This window comes from Paenibacillus sp. FSL R7-0331 (assembly GCF_000758645.1).
Taxonomy (GTDB): domain Bacteria; phylum Bacillota; class Bacilli; order Paenibacillales; family Paenibacillaceae; genus Paenibacillus_AQ; species Paenibacillus_AQ camerounensis.
The window spans coordinates 2,221,285-2,239,850 of record NZ_CP009284.1 but is presented as its reverse complement, the minus strand read 5'-3'; the positions used below and the strand labels follow the sequence as shown (position 1 = coordinate 2,239,850).

General features: G+C 52.3%; 17 protein-coding genes. 6 read left to right on the top strand and 11 right to left on the bottom strand.

The window, feature by feature from the left end; genetic code table 11:
* Positions 1-91: 91 nt before the first annotated feature.
* Positions 92-1,519, bottom strand: a complete 1,428-nt coding sequence (locus tag R70331_RS09175) for a transposase (RefSeq protein ID WP_156131243.1) — start codon at positions 1,517-1,519, stop codon at positions 92-94.
* 453 nt (positions 1,520-1,972) lie between these two features.
* Between R70331_RS09175 and R70331_RS09170 the strand changes: the two genes are divergently transcribed.
* The 3 genes from R70331_RS09170 (at position 1,973) to R70331_RS09160 (ending at position 5,529) form a co-directional block, all read left to right on the top strand.
* Positions 1,973-2,953: an ABC transporter permease gene (locus tag R70331_RS09170; RefSeq protein WP_081947551.1), complete on the top strand. Its 981-nt coding sequence runs from the start codon at positions 1,973-1,975 to the stop codon at positions 2,951-2,953.
* A 12-nt stretch (positions 2,954-2,965) separates the two neighbouring features.
* Positions 2,966-3,850 carry a carbohydrate ABC transporter permease gene (locus tag R70331_RS09165; protein WP_042174780.1) on the top strand — a complete coding sequence of 295 codons (885 nt, stop codon included), beginning with the start codon at positions 2,966-2,968 and terminating at the stop codon, positions 3,848-3,850.
* A gap of 134 nt (positions 3,851-3,984) precedes the next feature.
* Positions 3,985-5,529: a DUF3502 domain-containing protein gene (locus tag R70331_RS09160; protein ID WP_042174778.1), complete on the top strand. Its 1,545-nt coding sequence runs from the start codon at positions 3,985-3,987 to the stop codon at positions 5,527-5,529.
* Between the two features lie 107 nt (positions 5,530-5,636).
* On the opposite strand, the gene R70331_RS09155 is transcribed toward R70331_RS09160, so the two are convergent.
* Positions 5,637-7,532 (bottom strand): PrkA family serine protein kinase, encoded by a 1,896-nt coding sequence (locus R70331_RS09155; protein WP_042174776.1) that lies wholly within the window; start codon positions 7,530-7,532, stop codon positions 5,637-5,639.
* A 476-nt stretch (positions 7,533-8,008) separates the two neighbouring features.
* Here R70331_RS09155 and R70331_RS09150 point away from each other — a divergent pair, with 476 nt between their 5' ends.
* Positions 8,009-8,833, top strand: a complete 825-nt coding sequence (locus R70331_RS09150) for a DUF2161 family putative PD-(D/E)XK-type phosphodiesterase (RefSeq protein WP_042174775.1) — start codon at positions 8,009-8,011, stop codon at positions 8,831-8,833.
* Here the strand turns inward: R70331_RS09150 and R70331_RS31480 are convergent.
* From R70331_RS31480 to R70331_RS09125, 5 genes are all read right to left on the bottom strand, one after another.
* Positions 8,722-9,102 (bottom strand): hypothetical protein, encoded by a 381-nt coding sequence (locus R70331_RS31480; protein ID WP_052418987.1) that lies wholly within the window; start codon positions 9,100-9,102, stop codon positions 8,722-8,724. The genes R70331_RS09150 and R70331_RS31480 overlap by 112 nt on opposite strands.
* A 530-nt stretch (positions 9,103-9,632) precedes the next feature.
* Positions 9,633-10,397, bottom strand: coding sequence for a hypothetical protein (locus R70331_RS09140; protein ID WP_042174773.1), 765 nt, complete (start codon positions 10,395-10,397; stop codon positions 9,633-9,635).
* Positions 10,398-10,410: 13 nt separating this feature from the next.
* A complete protein-coding gene (locus R70331_RS09135) occupies positions 10,411-11,106 on the bottom strand; it encodes an ABC transporter ATP-binding protein (RefSeq protein WP_042182389.1) in 696 nt (231 codons plus the stop codon).
* Between the two features lie 343 nt (positions 11,107-11,449).
* Positions 11,450-12,676 carry an aminotransferase-like domain-containing protein gene (locus R70331_RS09130; RefSeq protein ID WP_042174771.1) on the bottom strand — a complete coding sequence of 409 codons (1,227 nt, stop codon included), beginning with the start codon at positions 12,674-12,676 and terminating at the stop codon, positions 11,450-11,452.
* Between the two features lie 67 nt (positions 12,677-12,743).
* Positions 12,744-13,400: a response regulator transcription factor gene (locus tag R70331_RS09125; RefSeq protein WP_042174770.1), complete on the bottom strand. Its 657-nt coding sequence runs from the start codon at positions 13,398-13,400 to the stop codon at positions 12,744-12,746.
* A gap of 287 nt (positions 13,401-13,687) precedes the next feature.
* Between R70331_RS09125 and R70331_RS09120 the strand changes: the two genes are divergently transcribed.
* Both R70331_RS09120 and R70331_RS09115 read left to right on the top strand, forming a co-directional pair.
* Entirely contained in the window at positions 13,688-14,095 is a 408-nt protein-coding gene (locus tag R70331_RS09120) for a hypothetical protein (RefSeq protein ID WP_042174768.1), read from the top strand.
* Positions 14,092-15,159, top strand: a complete 1,068-nt coding sequence (locus tag R70331_RS09115) for a phosphodiester glycosidase family protein (RefSeq protein ID WP_042174766.1) — start codon at positions 14,092-14,094, stop codon at positions 15,157-15,159. Before R70331_RS09120 ends, R70331_RS09115 begins: the two co-directional genes overlap by 4 nt.
* Positions 15,160-15,495: 336 nt before the next feature.
* On the opposite strand, the gene R70331_RS09110 is transcribed toward R70331_RS09115, so the two are convergent.
* From R70331_RS09110 to R70331_RS09095, 4 genes are all read right to left on the bottom strand, one after another.
* A complete protein-coding gene (locus R70331_RS09110) occupies positions 15,496-15,750 on the bottom strand; it encodes an AbrB/MazE/SpoVT family DNA-binding domain-containing protein (protein WP_042174764.1) in 255 nt (84 codons plus the stop codon).
* A 124-nt stretch (positions 15,751-15,874) separates the two neighbouring features.
* The gene (trmL, locus tag R70331_RS09105; RefSeq protein ID WP_042174761.1) at positions 15,875-16,339 is read right to left on the bottom strand and encodes a tRNA (uridine(34)/cytosine(34)/5-carboxymethylaminomethyluridine(34)-2'-O)-methyltransferase TrmL; all 465 of its coding nucleotides are present in this window, start codon (positions 16,337-16,339) and stop codon (positions 15,875-15,877) included.
* Between the two features lie 138 nt (positions 16,340-16,477).
* A complete protein-coding gene (gene serC / locus R70331_RS09100) occupies positions 16,478-17,569 on the bottom strand; it encodes a 3-phosphoserine/phosphohydroxythreonine transaminase (RefSeq protein WP_081947834.1) in 1,092 nt (363 codons plus the stop codon).
* Between the two features lie 105 nt (positions 17,570-17,674).
* On the bottom strand, positions 17,675-18,559 hold the full coding sequence (locus R70331_RS09095; protein ID WP_042174760.1) for a hypothetical protein: 885 nt from the start codon (positions 18,557-18,559) through the stop codon (positions 17,675-17,677).
* Positions 18,560-18,566 lie beyond the last annotated feature (7 nt).

The following is an 18,566-nucleotide window of genomic DNA, read 5'->3' as shown; positions in this document are numbered from 1 at the left end:
GATAAAAATCCTTTATTTTGAAAATAAACTTTATTTACATCAATTATTGGATGAGTAAGATAAAGACTGGACAGTAAAAAGTTCTATAGCACTAAGAAACCAGCGAATCGCGCTCCATACCAGCGTTTTCCTGCTTGGATTTAATTATTTTAGTTATGGATAAGTGCGGATTTTGGGCAAACAGGCGAAAAATAGACTTGCGTAAATAAGCGGCAACGGTGGCTTCGGAGACTACGGCATGGGAGGGCGTTCGCAGATAGCGGAAAAACAGCCCCGTCATCCGGCCTGAAAACTGCAAAGCGACGAGTTGGAGGAGTCCCATGGCAATGCACTGGCACATCACGAATCCCTCAATCGCTTGGATCGTTTTCTGGATACGCTGCCGGTCTTGCTCATTCGTTACGGCTTCGAGGGGATGCGTTACCTCTTTTCTCAAATACCGGTTCAACTTCGGCATCGACTTGCTCCAAAAACGGTAGCCGAGGGCATCGGTAACTTGCTTCATTTCCCGAAACGTACATTCGATCTTGAAGCGATAGCTGTACAAGCGGGTGATGTCGGTAGCCGCCAGGCTCAAATCCGTACTGACCAAAATGGAGCAGCGGCCCTCATGCACCACCAGCACGAAACGTAATTCCTGATACAAGCGCTGGCCCCAAAGCAGATCCAGGCACAGAAACTGAACGGTCTCTTCTTTGTCGTACAACAGAAGGGATGTGGTCTGGAAATCGGCGGCGTGAGTCGTGAACAGGTCCTTCAATTTGACCGATTGGCCTTTTTTCGGCGGTCGGCCCCGTCCCGGCTTTTTTGCAGGGGGACGTTCGTAGGCGACCGCGTTCGATTTGGTTTTGGTCACCAGGTGCATGCGGGTTTCGGAAGCCAGGTGGCACGCATTCAGCCGCTCCAAGGCTGGAACCGATAAGAAGTATCGATCCAGGAGGAGCAGCGCTTGACCGAAACCTTTTGCGGCCTCGAAGCCCTGTTCAATCATCTGAACGACATGGGAAGGCGTCTCTGCTTCGCCTTTGGACTTTTTCCAACCCAGAATGGTTTGGACACCGTCTTGTAGATTCATGAACAAGGGCAAGCAGAACCACTTCCGGGAATAACCGACCAGAATGCCGATAGCACCGAACAAATGACCAAAGATATAGTCTCCTTTGGAGACATTTTCGGATTCCTGATGGAGCTTCTTGACCCCTGGCATCCGGCGGCCTTCCTTGGCCTGCTTCATGCCATCCCCGACGAGGACCACGCGGCCATGTATCCTTAGCAAAGGTGCAGACTGGCGAACAACTTGAAGCCAACGATGGCGCAACGCTTGCAGGGACCAAGCCGACGAGCGAAAGAAGTGAAGGAGTGTCTCGTAACAGCGGCCATTCAGGGAGAGATCCCGAATCACCGAAGTGACGCCCAGATGGTCAGAGCGCAGCATAAAACCCAAAACCAGTACAACGAACCACTCAAACGTGGCATGTCTAGAAAAGCAGGAACGGAAAGGCTGAAAAAGGTGGTTCAAGTATTTGATAATAGGTATGTTCAATCGCCTGCAAATAGGGTAAACTGCTTGTTGTAACCCATTTGGCGATTATTCCTTTCGTGTGAGAACTAAAGGATACCATAATTCGCTCAATTGGGTTATTTTTCTATGCGTTGATTTTTCGACAAGAACTTTTCACTGTCCAGTATATAAGTTAGTAGGATTTTTCCCTCTACTCTTGCCCGGACAAAAATATAGTTAATTATTCCATACTCCCCCTCAAAAACAGCCCCTGTACACCCCGTTTCAAGTCTAAATAGCAGAAAAGTGATGCCTTTTACGTTTTTTTAAACCCGTTGATTCCGCTTTTTTTAACTTTTCCCCGTTTATTTTGGTAGCGTTTACATTCAATCGCGATTTATGCTTTGCCTTGTAAAGCGTGCTGCCATGGCACGGGAAAATGATAGATATAGCACAAAGGAGTGACTGCTAATGATTCAAGAGGCTGCACCCGGTACACCGGTACGGCAGAGCCCCAGCCCCAGGACTTCCCGAATCGGAAGCCTCCGCAAAACGTTCAGGCGGGACAGCTCGCTGTACCTGCTCGCCCTGCCGGGTATCATTATTCTGATCCTGTTTGCCTACCTGCCGATGAGCGGCCTGATTCTCGTCTTTAAGAACTACAACTTTAATGACGGAATCTTCGGCAGTCCCTGGGCCGGCTTCTCCAACTTCGAATTTTTCTTTTCCAGTATGGAGGATGCCTTGCGCGCCACCCGCAACACCGTAATGTTGAATGCGCTTTATATGCTGACTGGTACCTTCTGCTCCGTAGCGATTGCCGTCATTTTGAACGAGCTGCGCAGCAAGTGGTTTATCAAGGTAACGCAGAGCGTGATGTTTTTCCCGTATTTTATTTCGTGGATTATTATCGGTGCGATCCTCTTCTCCCTGCTGGATTATGACAAAGGTATTCTGAACCAGCTGCTTCAGGCGCTTGGACTCAGTCAAATGGACTGGTATTCCAGCCCCTGGCTGTTTGTTGTCATCCTGGTGCTGGCGAATATCTGGAAAAGCGCCGGCTATGGCGCCATCATCTACTATGCTGTGCTGCAGGGTATTGATACCTCTTATTATGAAGCTGCCAAGATCGACGGGGCTTCCCGCTGGCAGATTATTACCAAAATCACAGTACCGATGCTGATTCCATCCATTATTCTGATGACGCTGCTCGGAATCGGCGGGATGCTGAAGGGCGACCTGAGCATGATCATGGGTGTCACCTTCCTCAATCCGCTGCTGCTGCCGACTACCGATATTATCGACGTCTATGTCTACCGCACAGCCATCCGGTCCGGTGAATTCGGCTTTGCATCAGCGATTACACTCTATCAGTCCGTCTTTGGCTTCATTCTGGTGCTGCTGGCTAACAAGCTGGCGGGCTGGTATGACAAGGACAGCAAATTATTTTAGGAGGCCAAAATCATGCCCGCTACCGAAAACAAAGGCCTGCTCATTTTCTTTTATATCTGTATCGCTGTATTCTCAGTCATCTGCCTCATACCGTTTGTTCTGGCCGTGTCCGGCTCCCTCTCCACTGAATCGCGGATTGCTGCCGAAGGCTACTCCTTCTGGCCGCGCGGCTTCAGCCTGGAAACGTACCAGTTCCTGTTCGGCTCAAAGGCCGAGCAGATTATAAGAGCCTACTCCATGTCGCTCGTCGTAACTGTTCTTGGTACCCTTACCGCTGTACTGGTAACTACCGCCTATGCCTACGTGATTTCTGTCAAAGGCTTCCGGCTCAAAAACGCCTTCGCCTTCTTTGCCTATTTCACCATGCTGTTCAGCGGCGGAACGCTGCCGTGGTATCTGCTGAGCACCAAATATTATCACCTGGGCGATACGCTGCTCGGCTTGTTCATTCCTTATGTATTAAGCGTGTTTCTGATGTTCCTGATGGCCAATTACTTCCGCAGCATTCCGCATGAAATCGTGGAGTCGGCGCAGATTGACGGTGCAGGACACCTGAGGATCTTTTTCAGCATCATGATTCCGCTCGGCCGGGTCGGGCTCGTTACCATCTCCCTGTTCTACGCGCTGCAGTTCTGGAATGATTTCTATCTGCCGCTGATGCTGGTATCCGACCAGGAGCTCTATACCATTCAGTATCTGATGTACAACATGATGGCCAACATCCAGTTCCTTGCTTCCGGCAATGCCGCACTGGTGGGAGGCGCGATTATCGCCCCGCCGCTGGAAACCGCCAAAATGGCCATGACCTGTCTGACCGTTCTGCCGATCGCCATTCTGTATCCGTTTCTGCAGGGCTTTTTTGTCAAAGGGATTGTTGTCGGTTCAGTTAAAGGCTGATTCCGGCACCCTGCCTCCGCACCGGTTGCTACAGGCCTGTGACCCCGTATCCCGACTTGTTGTACAATGGGTAAAGGAGCGCAGCCGCTGCAATATATGCTTCATGTGTACATTCTATTTCAGGAGGGTTCATCATGAAAAAGAAAAAAGGTTGGTTAAGTCTGCTCCTCTCCGCTGTGTTCCTGTTAAGCGCCTGCTCCCAGGGCAACAATGAAAGCGCTAACTCCGGTAATGACGGCAGCACGGGCAGCGAAGGAACAACACCTTCAGCTACGGCAGACAGCGCAAATGAAGGCAGTACCCTGGCGCCGGCCAAGCTGAAAATCGTCCTTTACGGCGATGAGTCTAACCGGATGAAAGAGCTGGCCAAGACAGAATTCTACGATGTGATCAAAAAAGAGATCAATGCCGAGGTGGAATTCCAGTTCCTGCCCTGGACCGAATACGGCGGCGGTAAAACCGACCTGATGCTCTCCACGGGTGAGGATTTTGCCACCTATACCGATACCAATTATATGGTGAAATCAGTAGCCAAAGGCCTGTATGCCGACCTTACCCCCTATGTTGCTGCACTAAAGGATCTGAGTACAAATGTGGATGAGGCCTCCTTTACCGCCTTCCAGCTGGAGGGCAAGCAGTATGCCATCCCAGTAGGCAACAAGCCGAACTCCGCAGAATTCTACAGCGTGCTGGTCCGTCAGGATCTACTGGAGGAGGTCGGGATGACCCGGGTGACTTCCCTCGCAGAGCTTGAAGAATTCTATGATAAAGCTCATGCCCTGCATCCCGAGCTGATCGGCTACGCCAGCACCGATGCGCGCAGAATGCTGCAATATGACTTTACCGACAAGAATCTCTTTTGGCAGAATGATTTCATCGCCCTTGATGAATCTATGCAGGACGATAAAATTATCAGCTGGTTTGAATCCGAGGAGTTCAAGACCTATGCGGGCCTGATGCGCGGCTGGTATAACAAAGGTATTATTCCAAAATACGCTGCCACCAATGTTCCGCAGCTGCAGTCCGACTGGAACTCCGGTAAAGCCATGTTCTGGGCAGGAACGGCTGCCCGCCCGTTTGAAGGCGCAGCTACCATTTCACAGGCTGTTCCTGACGCCAGGCTGGTCAACTATTTCCTCGGCACAGGCCGTCCAAAAATCAGCCGCGGAACCTACAGCACCGCCTTCTTTGTCTCCACAGCTGCCAAGGACCCGGAAAGGTACATTCTGTTCTTTAATCTGCTTCAAAAAAATCAGGAGCTGTATGACCTGTTCGCCTATGGTATCGAAGGAACCGATTATACACTCGATGAGAACGGCCGCCTGACCAAAATCAGCACTGATTCGCTCATTCCCGACTGGCTGCTGATGAACAAAAGCTTTATCCGCTTTGACAACACCGTGCCGGATGACTTCATCGCCGATTACAAAGCCTGGGATGACGGAGCCATTATCTCCAAAGGCGCCGGCTTCAACTTCGACAACACAACGGTCAAAAACGAAGAAACCAAGCTGAACGGCGTATTCACGGAATACCTTGCCCCGATCGGCAGCGGCTTCAGCGATTATGAGACCGCCTTCCCGAAAGCGCTGGAACGGCTGAAGGCAGCGGGCATCGACAAATATACCGCCGAGTACCAAAAACAGTTCTCGGAGTGGTATGCCAAGCAGGCGCGATAAAATCGAGGATTGTACGCATCTGTACGGGTAATACGCTTTATTTAAATCACAGCAAACAGCGTGCCTCGAACTTCCGGGGCACGCTGTTTGTTTAAGGTAAAACCTACCTACCTGTTCAGCAGGCTGCCCACATATTTCAGCAGCTCATTAGCGCAGATCGGGCAGTAATTGTGATCCTCGATCAGTCGTCTTGAGACCTCATTAATCCGCTTCAGCTGGCTTTCATCCGGCGTTTTGGACGATGTGGTAATCTTTACAATATCCTTCAGGTCGGTAAACAGCTTCTTCTCAATCGCTTCACGCAGCCGGTCGTGATTGTTGTATTCGAACTTCTTGCCTTTGCGGGAGTAGGCTGAGATGCGGATCAGGATCTCTTCGCGGAAGGCTTTTTTGGCGTTCTCCGAGATGCCGATCTGTTCTTCAATCGAGCGCATCAGCCGCTCATCCGGCTCCATCTCTTCATCTGTAAGCGGATCACGGATTTTGCTCCAGTTGCAGTACGCCTCGATGTTGTCGAGATAGTTCTCGAACAGTGTCTTGGCTGACTCTTCAAAAGAGTAAACAAACGCCTTCTGCACTTCGCTTTTGGCGAGAATATCATATTCCTTACGGGCAATGGAAATGAAATTCAGATAACGCTCGCGCTCTTCCTTGGTGATCGAAGGGTGGGAGTCCAGTCCGTCCTTGATCGCCCGCAGCACATCCAGCGCATTCATGCACTGCAGATCACCCTTGATCAGGGCGCTGGAAATCCGGTTAATGACATACCGCGGATCGATACCGGACATGCCTTCATCCAGATATTCGGTCTGCATCTCCTTGAGATCGGCTTCCTTGTAGCCCTCCACCTCTTCACCGTCGTACATCCGCAGCTTTTTGATCAGGTCCATGCCCTGCTTCTTGCTCTCCTTCAGCCGGGTCAGGATGGAGAAAATCGCAGCTGCCCGCAGCGCATGCGGCGCAATATGCACATGCTTCATATCGCTCTGGCCGATCAGCTTGGCGTAGATCTTTTCCTCTTCCGATACTCTCAGGTTATACGGCACCGGCATAACAATCATGCGGGACTGCAGCGCCTCGTTCTTTTTATTGGAGATAAAGGATTTGTACTCTGTTTCGTTGGTATGGGCTACGATAAGCTCATCCGCGCTGATCAGCGCAAACCGTCCGGCCTTGAAATTTCCTTCCTGGGTCAGGGACAGCAGGTTCCACAGGAACTTCTCGTCGCATTTGAGCATTTCCTGGAATTCCATCAGGCCGCGGTTGGCCTTGTTCAGCTCCCCGTCAAACCGGTAGGCGCGCGGATCGGATTCCGAGCCGTATTCGGTAATGGTCGAGAAGTCGATGCTGCCGGTCAGGTCGGCAATATCCTGTGACTTCGGATCAGACGGGCTGAAGGTCCCGATGCCGATACGTTCCTCTTCCGACAAAATAACGCGGGTAACCTTGACCTGCTCGATATCGCCGTGGTATTCATTTCTTAGCCGCATCTGGCAGGACGGGCATAGGTTGCCTTCAATCCGTACGCCGAGCTCACGCTCTATCTCCGGACGCAGCTCCAGCGGAATCAGGTGCAGCGGCTCCTCATGCATCGGGCAGCCTTCAATTGCGTATACAGCGCCGGCATCGGTACGTGAATATTGCTCCAGGCCGCGCTTTAAAAGTGTAACCAGTGTCGATTTACCGCCGCTGACCGGCCCCATTAACAACAGAATCCGTTTACGTACGTCGAGCCGGCGGGCAGCGGAATGGAAATACTCCTCCACCAGCTTTTCAACCGCACGGTCCAGCCCGAAGATTTCCTGCTCAAAAAACTTATACCGCTTGCGTCCGTTAATGTCCTCTACGCCATGTGATTTGATCATGTCGTATACGCGTGAGTGAGCCGTTTTAGCGGGAGAGGGGTCTTTTCTCAGCAGTCCTATATAATCCTTGAAGGTACCGCTCCACGCCAAACGGTCATTCTCAGCCCGATACGAAGCTATTCGCTCAAAAATGTCCATTGCTCGCTGCCTCCTCTTGCGCTCCTACTTGCTCGATTGGCTTTAAAAGTGTATTACATACCTATGCGGGGAGCCCGGAATAGTTGACCTCTTTTTTGCTGTGCTATAATAGAGAATCATTATGAATAATAGAACTTCACATTTAACGTTAGCTATATAGATGGAACCGGGAAAGATTCACATATGAAATATAAGGTGAACGAGCAGGAAACCTGCAAGGAGTGACTTTTGATGGCGATCAAGCATGAAACAACCAGCAATACTGCAGGGAGTGACTATGATGGCGATTAAGCATGCAACAACCAGGATAACTGCAGGGAGTGACTATGATGGCGATTAAGCATGCAACAAACAGGATCACTGCAGGGAGTGACTATGATGGCAATCAAGCATGAAACAACCAGCAATACTGCAGGGAGTGACTATGATGGCGATTAAGCATGCAACAACCAGGATAACTGCAGGGAGTGACTATGATGGCAATCAAGCATGAAACGGAGCTGTACGCTCCTCTTAAGGCTTACTTTGAGCGGTATGGCTACTCGATCAAAGGGGAGGTGCGCACCTGTGACCTGGTCGGCCTGCGCGAGGGTGAGGACCAGCCGCTGATCGTGGAGATGAAAAAAACGTTCAACCTCGCTCTGCTGCTGCAGGGGGTTGAACGTCTACGCCTCAGCCCTAACGTCTACCTCGCGGTGGAACGCGTCCGCGACAAGAAGGGCGCGGTGAACCAGCGCTGGGGCGAGCTCACCGGGCTGTGCCGCCGGCTCGGCCTCGGGCTGATCACCGTCGTCTTCTATAAGACGAAGGCTCCGCTCGTCGAGGTGCTCGCGGAGCCTGGTGACGCGCCGCCTCAAGTGCGCAGCGGCGCACGGCGGCGCGAGAAGCTGCTCTACGAGTTCCGCGAGCGCAGCGGGGACTACAACACCGGCGGCAGCACGCGCGTCAAGCTCGTGACTGCCTACCGCGAGAAGGCGCTGCGCGTGGCACTCGCGCTGCAGGCCCTTGAGGCCGAGGCTGTGCTCGGCCTCGCAGAGGGGCGCGGCGGGCGAAGCCGCGCGCGCGGGGCAGGCGCGGATGCGCCTGCCGATGGCCCGGCCGCTGCGTCAGGCCGGGCAGGGATCACGCCCGCCGAGCTGCGCAGGCGGAGCGGGGTGCCTGGCGCTGCGGCGATCCTGCAGCGCAACTACTACCGCTGGTTCACACGGGTGAACCGCGGGAGGTACCAGCTGACGCCAGCCGGCACGGCCGCGCTGGTGGAATACGCCGCGATCGCCGAGATCAGCGCGGGCAAGGGGTAGCGCCGCAGCAGGCTTCTGCGGCGGAGCAGCAGGCTTCTGCGGCGGCGGAGCAGGCTTCTGCGGCGGAGCAGGCTTCTGCGGCGGAGCAGGCTTCTGCGGCGGAGCAGGCTTCTGTGGCGGAGCAGGCTTCTGCGGCGGAGCAGGCTTCTGCGGCGGAGCAGCAGCGGCAGGCTGAGCTCCGCCTGCCGCACACACAGGTTGCCTTCATTCGGCACCCTGTGTTGCCGGGTGGAGGTAGTGCAGCAGCCCGCCTGCCGCCATATCATCATACCTCACTCGCTCTTTCCCCCCACCATACTACCTGCATGCGTACACCCTTTACCCCCATCCACCAAACCGCCAGTCCGTACGCAATCTTTCTATCCCGCCACACCACCAGCCGACACTCGCCCTTTACTCTCCCCGTCACACCACCAGCCCACACTCGCCCTTTACACTCCCCCACCATACCACCTGCCCGCACTCGTCCTTTACTCTCCCCCGCCATACCACCAGCACACACTCGACCTTTATTCTCCACCCGCCACACCACCAACCCGCACACACCCTACCCTCCCTCACCTGCCATCACCTTAACTGCACTTTATACAACTAAAACGCCTGTTTTACTCACTAAAAGTAAAATAGATGTATTTCGTGCAGCTAAAATGTGCCAAATCGCCGATTTTTGCCTTACGAGCTACTTTTAACTGTACAAAGTACACTTATACGTTGTTAGCGGAAGATTTAGCTGATTTTAAGTGTACAAACTGCAGCTAAAACTCCGAGGCTGATGAAATGACTCAGCCACCCCGCCCACTCACAGCTCATACCCGCGCCCGTTCAGCAGCAGGGCCGCAGCGCTGCCGGCCAGCAGCATGACCAGCACATTGCTGCCCACCGTCAGCCAGTTGATCGTGTCGTTAATATCAGCCTCCATAACCCGGAAGACCGGAGTCACACTCAGCAGGTTCGCATACTGCTTAAAAGCATCCACCGAAGACGTCCCGATGCTCCAGTGCCAGCTGTCCTGCACAGCCAGAGTAAACTGGGCAGCTACCCCTCCTGCCAGCAGCACCACAATGCAGAGGTGGCTGAGCTGCGGTTTGCGGAATCTTTTGCCGGCTGCCAGTGCAAATCCGATCAGTGCGAAACCCGCAGGCAGGCTGAGCAGCTTGGACAGCACCAGATAGAGGATGCCGAGTGCGGGGCTTGAGGACTGCTCTATCCGCATCTGATACAGCCCGGCCGGATTCAGGAATATCTCCAGCAGCGTTGTTGACCATACCGTCATACTGCCCAGGATGAACACGGCTGATTTTACCGCGAACAATGAAGAGGTTCTGACCGGAAGCAGGTGATTAACAGGCATAACACCAGTAAAAAATTCCTTGTACAGATCTGTGTAGATATAGAGCGGAACAAGCAGGCCGATCACCATATTCGCAGTCAGTACCAGAAACGCCAAATCCTGCTGAGTACTGAACAGAAAATACAGATTAATCAGTGCGCTAAGACCGGTTAGTGAACCAAACACTGCCAGATGCTTTCTGCATTCGAGCTTAAACTGATGAACAAGAATCATATCTTCACTCCCTTTACTTCACAATTTGTTTAAAGACATCCTCCAGATGCATCCCGTACTCCCGTTTGATATCAGCCACACTTCCCTGCAGCTGCACCCTGCCCTCATCCACAATGGCAATATCGGTGAACAGCGGCTCCACTCCCTGGATCAGATGGGTACTGACCAGAATGGTGCTGTCTCCGGTAAAATGGTCCAGGATAATCTTCATGATCTTATCCCGGGTCGAGGGGTCCACCGCAGCAAGCGGCTCATCGAGCACATACAACTTGGCCTCCCTCGCAAAAGCCAGTGAGAGACTCAGCTGCTCCTTCATTCCTTTTGACAGCGACTTCACCTTATCTTTGACATTCAGGCCAAGTGAGCCGATCATATCCCTGGCTTTATCCCGCCTGAAATCAGGAAAGGCATGCCCGAAAAATGTAACACACTCCTCCACCGTCATCCACGGATACAGAAACTCATGATCCGGCAGGTAGGACACGATTTTTTTCGTCTCCACACCGGGCTTCTTCCCGTCGACCAGCAGAGTGCCTTCATAATTGCGGAGCAGTGAGACAATCAGCTTCATCAGTGTTGTTTTTCCCGCCCCGTTCCTTCCCAGCAGCCCGACAATTTTCCCGCGCTGAATCTTCAGCTCCAGTCCGTTCAGAGCCATTTTTCGGCCATAGCTTTTACTCAGGCCACTGCATTCCAGTATGTTCTCCACAGCCATCCTCTTTCTGCCTGCCTTTCTGTTTAAGCCAGCTGTATCAGCTTCAGTTGCTTATGACCGTTAGACCAGCGCCTTCCATACTATCCCTGCACCGTCACCGAATTTTCACATTTACCTCCCTATGGAATCACCTGTATCTCCAGCTTATCCGTAACACACCCCGGCATTATTCCAGCCATTACAATATTCCTATACTTATGCCGCCACTCCCGGCGGACGCAAAAAAGCAAGCCCCATCCTGCCTGGTGCTTGCTTGTCTGCTACTAATTCACTTTTGAGACCGGTTTAGGTTGAAAAGCTTTTTCAGCCCCCCATCCCGCCGACTCCCTGCTGCCTCTCAGCTCCGTGCCGTAAATTCCGTCACAGCCTCGCTCATCAGGTTCATGCCGAGCAGCAGCTCATCCCGGCCGGGATGGCTGAAGTTCAGGCGGATGCGGTCACCGCCGCCGCTGACGCTGCAGAGCTGTCCGGGGAGGAAGGCAACCCCCTTAGCCTGTGCTACCTTAAGCAGCAGCATCGCATCCAGCCCTTCGGGCAGCGAGACCCACAGAAACATACCGCCTTCCGGCATATCGTATCTGCTGTTCTTCCACGCCGGGCGTTTCAGCAGCTCTGACATCAGCTTAAGCCGTGTGTGGTATTCGCGGTTCAGCACTGCAATGTGCTCCCGCAGATTAAAAGCCGTGACATCCAGCAGATGATGCAGCAGCCGCTGATTCAGTGAGCTGGACTGCCAGTCCGCCATCTGCTTGGCGGCAGCCATCATGGAGATCAGCTCACGGCTGCCTGCCGCCCAGCCCGTCCGCAGCGCTGGCGCTACGGTCTTGCTGAACGAGCCTATGTAAAGTACATGTCCGGCTTTGCTGACATTTTCCAGCGCATAGAGCGAAGGATATTGTGCTGCCGGGGCTGCGCCGCTGCCTTCTGCCCGCTTGAAATGCAGATCCCCGTAGGAATCATCCTCAACAATCAGCAGATCATGGGCGATGCACAGCTCAAGCACCTGCTTGCGCCGCTCAAGGCTCCAGAGAATGCCGCTCGGATTAGTGTAGCTTGGTGTTGCAAACAGCATCTTCGGCCTGTGCTGATGAATCTGGGCCCGCAGATGATCCGGCAGCAGCCCGTTCCGGTCGCCCTGCACCGGTATAATGACTGCCCCCTGCATACGCAGCGCCTGCAATATCCCCGGTGAGGTCGGATTCTCCACCAGCACGCGGTCTCCTGGATCAATATAGACCCGGGACAGCAGGTCAATGGCTTGTTGACTCCCCGTTGTCAGAAGAACTCCGCCTTCTGCGGCAGTCACCCCTTTTCCCTTCAGCCAGTCTCCGGTCAGCCACTCCCGCAGCGGCGCGTACCCTTCAGGATCTCCGTACTGCAGCGCACCCGCATCAGCTGAGATCACAGTCGAGGCCGCTTCTGCAAGCAACGACAACGGGAACAATTCTTCTGCAGGCAGCTCCTCAGCCAGAGAGATTAACGCGCCGCGCCGCGATTGGGTACGGATGCTGAGCTGCGGTGAAGAAATTAACGTATGCGCACGGGCAGAAAACTCATACTTCATATGTTCCCCCCTTCCCTGGTACCAAGAATATTCCAGCACAGCCGGCATTATGTCGCAAATGCTTAGCCTACGCGTAGATTTGCTTGCTCTGCCTTGAGAAAAGCGCGAATTTCTCGATGGCCTGGGCCCTCGTTGTTACATCCAGCTTCACATAAATTTTGCGCAGATAATTATCTATAGAGCGCCGGCTCACTTCAATCTCAAGTGCAATTTTGTCGTAAGTGATTCCTTGCACAATCCTCTCCATAATGAACATCTCCGTTTGGGTCAGCTGCATCACGCTGTCCAGCCCGCGTGAGGAGGTTGCCGGCCGGTAGCCCTTTTGAATCCAGTTCAGCGGAACAGACAGAAACCCCTCCCGCAAGCCGCCAATCATTAACAGCAGCTGCCGGGCAGAGGCGCCTTTGGACAGCACACCGCTGGCTCCAAGCTCAAGCAGCGGCTGGAACAGCTGACTGTCTTCCTCATCCGTCATAATAATAATATGCGCGTCCTCACAGCTGCTCTTCAGCTCCGGCAGCACATGCTCCACATTTCCTTCCGGCATCTGATAATCAGCCAGCACCAGATCCGGCTGATGCTCCTGCACACTGCTTAGACCGTCGCTCCAGGTGGAATACATCCCCAGAACGGCAAGTTCTCCTCCTTCCTCCAATATTAATTTTGTACCCAACATACTTGTGGGATGACACCCCACAATGACCACCCGCCAAACCTTCATCATTACTCCCCCAGACCTCCTGCTATCTATATAATTACTCTGAGTGGAAAGCGCTTTAAGCGTTTCTGGCTTTTACGCAAGCAAGGATGGCTGTTTGTACCTGCTCGTTTCTTCCTTCTTTTACCTTGAATACGCCCCTCAGATATTCCAATCTATAGAAATTGTATCTCAGTACTTTAATAGGATGCAATTACTTTTTCACCTTTACATTTCCCCCTTTCACTTTTGCGAAACTTGTAAAAGTCTGATAGAATGGGAACTTGAAAAAAAGTGCTTGAGGTGATGTTGAAATGCAACCGCTAGCGGAATCGACCCCTGTACACTCGCGTCGTACTGCAGCGCGAAACGGCCCTTCCGTAAAATGGTTTTTACTGTTCTGGATTGTGATGATCGGACTCGGCGTATATGCTGTCTACAGCTATACCAATCATCTGAAGCTGCAGGTGCTGACCGAGCTCAGTACTCAGAGCCAGCAGCAGCTTAACGTGTTAAAAACCGATTACGAAGCCCGGATTGCCGTGCTCTCCGAGGAGGTTCAGGAGCTGCAGAACACAGTTCAGACCTTTAACGAGCTGCTGACGTTTACTAAGGATAACGCGAGCAACAAAACGGATAACAGCAACAAGCTCTACACACAGCTGAGCGAGGTCAAGCAGCAGCTTGATACACTTAAGAAAGAGATGGATCTGCTGAAATGATGACGCCTGTTAAAAGAGTCAACCGTTTCTTCATGCTTTTGACAGCGCCTTTTATCGGACTAATAATTGTCCTGTGGGGGTATCAGCCCAAGCTTGCGCTGGATCTCAATGTCAGCCAGTTTGCCGCTGAACCCGGTCCGCTTGAACAGACAGCGCAGCTCAAGCAGGAGCTGCTTCAGGCCCAGAGCTCCGCTTCCTATACAATAGATGCCATCGGTGCTTCTGCACATCTGTACAATCAGACTACGAATGCGATGAATGCACTGGTCAACACCGCTGCAGCACAGGTATCCCGGCCGGAATCTATTTATAACCGGCGGATTACTGCCAAGCTGGGCATCCCGGCCGATGTCATCTCCAGTGACCGGATAACCATTGAATTATACCGGCTGAACCCCGGCAACTATAAAGCTTATGCGCTCAAAATCAGACTGAAGGACGTATCCGCGATGAAAATGAGCCTGGCCGGTGACGGCAGCGGTCAGTCTGAAACAACCATGCAGGCGGTAAACCGCTATGGCGCGGTTGCCGGAATCAATGCCGGGGGCTTTGCCGATCAGGGCGGCAGGCGATATCCGCTCTCCACCACTATTGTCAACGGCAGCTATTTGTACGGCTTTGAACCGACCTATAAGGATCTCAGCTTTGTCGGACTCAGCAAATCCGGGCGGCTGATCGGCGGTAAATTCAGCAGCAAATCACAGCTTGATCAGCTTGAACCGGCTTTTGGCGCCACCTTTGTACCTGTGCTGATCAAAAACAGCATGCTGCAGCCCATTCCGTTCAAATGGCAGACCAGCCCTGCACGCGCGCCGCGTACCATTATCGGCAAGTATAAGGATGAGCAGATTCTGGTGCTGGTTGCCGACGGTTATAATGAGAGCGGCAACTCCGGGGCCACACTGATGGAACTGCAGAGCAAGCTTTGGGGCATGGGCGTAGTGGATGCCTACAATCTGGACGGCGGCGGCTCCTCTTCGCTGATTTTTAAAGGTAAAGTCATCAACAAGCCGTCTGATGGAAATCTCCGGCAGGTGCCGACGAACTTCCTCTTTTTTAAATAGCTTAATTTTTAGCTTTTAATCCCGGCCTGGAGCAGGTTATAATCAGGATAACGATTACAATCCTTTACGGAGGTGTCCTGCATGTCGTTCTCCTTGACCTTTTGGATTGTCACTCTTGTCTTCCTGCTGTTTCTGGCCGGAATTCTGACTTCATCCTACAACGACGACAAAACCAAAGGCTTATAGCTGCTCTCCAGCCTTCTTATCCTGCCGACACTTCAAAAAAACGCCGCACATTGTGCGGCGTTTTTTCAGTGTTGGCCTGCGGGGTACACCGCAGTACCGTACTATGTAATAATGTTGCTTGCCGCCTTCCCGGAAGAAAGCGGAGAAGACTTAAGCGTGTCTTGGCAGTTGTGTCATCTCCGAAAGACAATCAGAACAAATATAACGGTCTTTATATTCGCTTACGCCTTCCATCGATCCGCAAAATACGCATTTAGGACGGTAGCGCTCCAGAATGATGTGGTCTCCCTGTACAAGAATTTCCACCGGGTCTCCTTCATTCATCTGGTACCTTTTCCGCAGAGACTTAGGCAGAACGATTCTACCCAGCTGATCTACTTTACGAACTACGCCAGCAGGTTTCATATCTTACGTACACCTCTCCTGTTCAACTATTGAATTAGTAGCTACTACTTTTTTCGGCAGTATTCTTCTATTTCGTTATTTAAATGTCGAATCCTGCTGAAAAAAATAAAAAATAGTGTCTACTTTAAAAAAGTTCCGGAAAATCGAGCTGCCGAAGCGCTTCATAGACAATAATCGCTGCTGAATTGGATAAATTCAGCGATCTGACTGCCTGGCCCATCGGCATGCGCATCGCGGTTTCCTTACCTGCTTCCAGAATCTCAGGCGGCAGTCCCTTGGTTTCTTTGCCGAAAACAAAGAAATCGCCATCCTGGAAAGCAAAGTCTGTATAACGCTTTTCTGCCTTAGTCGTAGCGTAGAAAAAACGTCCCCCGCTGTATTTCTCCAGCACCTCTGCATACGAATCATGATATTCGATAGTAACGGCATGCCAGTAATCAAGCCCTGCCCGCTTTAGTGTCGCATCATCAGTCCGGAAGCCCAGCGGGCGGACCAGATGAAGATGGGTGCCTGTAGCTGCACAGGTACGGGCGATATTGCCGGTGTTCGCCGGAATTTCCGGTTCAACCAGCACAATGTGTAAAGCCATAATCAATAACTTCCTCTCTTTAGGCTGCTTCAGCCCTGAATGGTCAGGTAATATACTGCTCTGGGATGACAGGCGGACTGGGCAAACACAGCAGAAAACCTTCCGCCTGAGTAGCGGAAGGTCCGGAAATGTTATACATTAGCCTTGAGTCTGCCGGAAATGCTTCATGAAATCTGAAAGGGCCTTAACGCTCTCATAAGGAACGGCGTTATAGATCGAAGCGCGCAAGCCCCCTACACTGCGGTGACCTTTGAGTCCGATGAAGCCTTCTTGCTCGGCTGCCTTAACGAACTGCTTCTCCAGCTCCTCGGATTGCATCCGGAAGGTGACGTTCATAATGGAACGGCTGCCCGCCTCTGCTACTCCGCGGTAGAAACCGTCACTTCCGTCGATATGATCATACAGCAGACCGGCTTTGTCCCGGTTTTTGGATTCGATGCCGGCAAGCCCGCCCTGCTCCTCAATCCATTTTAACACTTCATTAACCATATATACAGAAAAGGATGGCGGCGTATTGTACAGAGAGTTGTTCTTGTAGTGAGTATCGTAACGCAGAATCGTCGGTATATTCGCAGGTGATTTGGCAATCAGCTCTTCCTTGGCAATTACTACCGTAACCCCGGACGGTCCAAGATTCTTCTGCGCTCCGGCATAGATCAGCCCGAATTTGCTGACATCAAAGGAACGGCTCAGAATATCACTGGACATATCAGCGATCAGCGGAAGGGAGCCTGTATCCGGATACTCCGCATACTGCGTACCTTCAATCGTCTCATTGGAGGTAATATGCAGGTAGGCCGCATTGTCAGCCGGCTTGATGCTGCCCAGCTCAGGAATAGCCAGAAACTTCTTATCCTCGGAGGATGCGGCAATATGCGCTTCTCCTACCAGCTTCGCTTCTTTAAGGGCCTTGTCAGCCCAGCTTCCTGTCATAACATAGCTGCCGGCTTGTCCGCTGGAGATGAGGTTCATCGGGATCATGGCGAACTGTGTGCTGGCTCCGCCTTGTACGAACAACACCTTGTAACCCTCCGGATTGCCGAGCAGTGAAAGCAGACGCTCCTGCGCTTCGTTATGCACGGATTCGTATATTGCTCCGCGGTGCGACATCTCCATAATGGACATCCCGCTCTCCCGGAATTCAACAAACTCCGCCTGTGCGCGTTCCAGTACTTCAAGCGGCAGCGCCGCCGGTCCTGCATTGAAATTGTATGCTCTCTTGCTCAAAATTGCCCCCATCCTTTCTCTCCTACGAATATGGATATCGCTATGATAGCAGCATTCCAACACGCCAGCAAGTATAATTATTCACATAAAGCGTAAGATCAGCAGGGGTTAGAACGTGAAAAACTGATAGCTGCGGCTCCAATCCTTGCTGTGACGCGGTAAAATACTGATGTCCGCAAATACCTCGGGAGAAATTACATGCCGCTCTCCCCAGAGTGCCATCCGCTCCGGACGGAAGCTTCCGCTCTCGCGCACTCCAGCTCTGGCGGGGTTGTGAACCAGCTCCCAGTACCAGTCAGCATCCTCCGGCTCCCAGCCGCCCAGCCGGCAATAAAACGGACGGTCAGGCTGTGCGTTCCAGTGTATACGGTCTCCGGCTACATGCAGCAGCCCGGAGGTATACACGGATTCGGGTTCATGCACACCGGCTTCTCCCGGCAGTCTCAGCTCATAGCCTTCCCCTGCCGGCGCTCCGTTAATTCCTATAAAATTATGAATGTATTCCTCTGTATGAATCGGTTTTGACCCTGTGTTCTCAAGCGTATAATCGATGATAAGCCGATCTTCGTCCAATGAAATCTGTTTTGTCAAAATAAAGCTGTAACCCCGGCATTCCGCAGAAATAACCTTGTATATAATTCCGCAGCTGCTGCTATCTGCAGTCATTTCAGACGGCTGCAACGGATAATCCGCTGTGAAGTCATACGGAATATCCTCCAGCTTCCGGAGAAGACCTACACCCGGCTTGGGAAACCACTCCCCGGCAGCTGCTTCATCGTAGCCGATTGTCCGGGAAATGCCGAATTCATTACATAACCCCATACCGCCGCTGCCTTGCCCTGGAATTAAGCTTTCCGGAACACAAAAGATATGCTTCCCTTCCTCCAGTGTGACCTGGGTAATGAATCCGGTCCAGTCGAACCTGGTTCTGTTATAGGTTCCGGGTTCGGCAATGTCAACAGTGAGAATACCGTTTGAGAGCCGGTGCACCATATGCATT

What these genes read in the sequence shown, in the direction of transcription:
- R70331_RS09170 (WP_081947551.1), top strand. Translation starts at nt 1,973, where the DNA reads ATGATTCAAGAGGCTGCACCCGGTACACCGGTACGGCAGAGCCCCAGC.
- trmL (WP_042174761.1), bottom strand. Translation starts at nt 16,339, where the DNA reads ATGGCTTTACACATTGTGCTGGTTGAACCGGAAATTCCGGCGAACACC.
- R70331_RS09120 (WP_042174768.1), top strand. Translation starts at nt 13,688, where the DNA reads ATGCAACCGCTAGCGGAATCGACCCCTGTACACTCGCGTCGTACTGCA.
- R70331_RS09165 (WP_042174780.1), top strand. Translation starts at nt 2,966, where the DNA reads ATGCCCGCTACCGAAAACAAAGGCCTGCTCATTTTCTTTTATATCTGT.
- R70331_RS09155 (WP_042174776.1), bottom strand. Translation starts at nt 7,532, where the DNA reads ATGGACATTTTTGAGCGAATAGCTTCGTATCGGGCTGAGAATGACCGT.
- R70331_RS31480 (WP_052418987.1), bottom strand. Translation starts at nt 9,102, where the DNA reads ATGATGATATGGCGGCAGGCGGGCTGCTGCACTACCTCCACCCGGCAA.
- R70331_RS09140 (WP_042174773.1), bottom strand. Translation starts at nt 10,397, where the DNA reads ATGATTCTTGTTCATCAGTTTAAGCTCGAATGCAGAAAGCATCTGGCA.
- R70331_RS09125 (WP_042174770.1), bottom strand. Translation starts at nt 13,400, where the DNA reads ATGATGAAGGTTTGGCGGGTGGTCATTGTGGGGTGTCATCCCACAAGT.
- R70331_RS09110 (WP_042174764.1), bottom strand. Translation starts at nt 15,750, where the DNA reads ATGAAACCTGCTGGCGTAGTTCGTAAAGTAGATCAGCTGGGTAGAATC.
- R70331_RS09130 (WP_042174771.1), bottom strand. Translation starts at nt 12,676, where the DNA reads ATGAAGTATGAGTTTTCTGCCCGTGCGCATACGTTAATTTCTTCACCG.
- R70331_RS09115 (WP_042174766.1), top strand. Translation starts at nt 14,092, where the DNA reads ATGATGACGCCTGTTAAAAGAGTCAACCGTTTCTTCATGCTTTTGACA.
- R70331_RS09150 (WP_042174775.1), top strand. Translation starts at nt 8,009, where the DNA reads ATGGCAATCAAGCATGAAACGGAGCTGTACGCTCCTCTTAAGGCTTAC.
- R70331_RS09095 (WP_042174760.1), bottom strand. Translation starts at nt 18,559, where the DNA reads ATGGTGCACCGGCTCTCAAACGGTATTCTCACTGTTGACATTGCCGAA.
- R70331_RS09160 (WP_042174778.1), top strand. Translation starts at nt 3,985, where the DNA reads ATGAAAAAGAAAAAAGGTTGGTTAAGTCTGCTCCTCTCCGCTGTGTTC.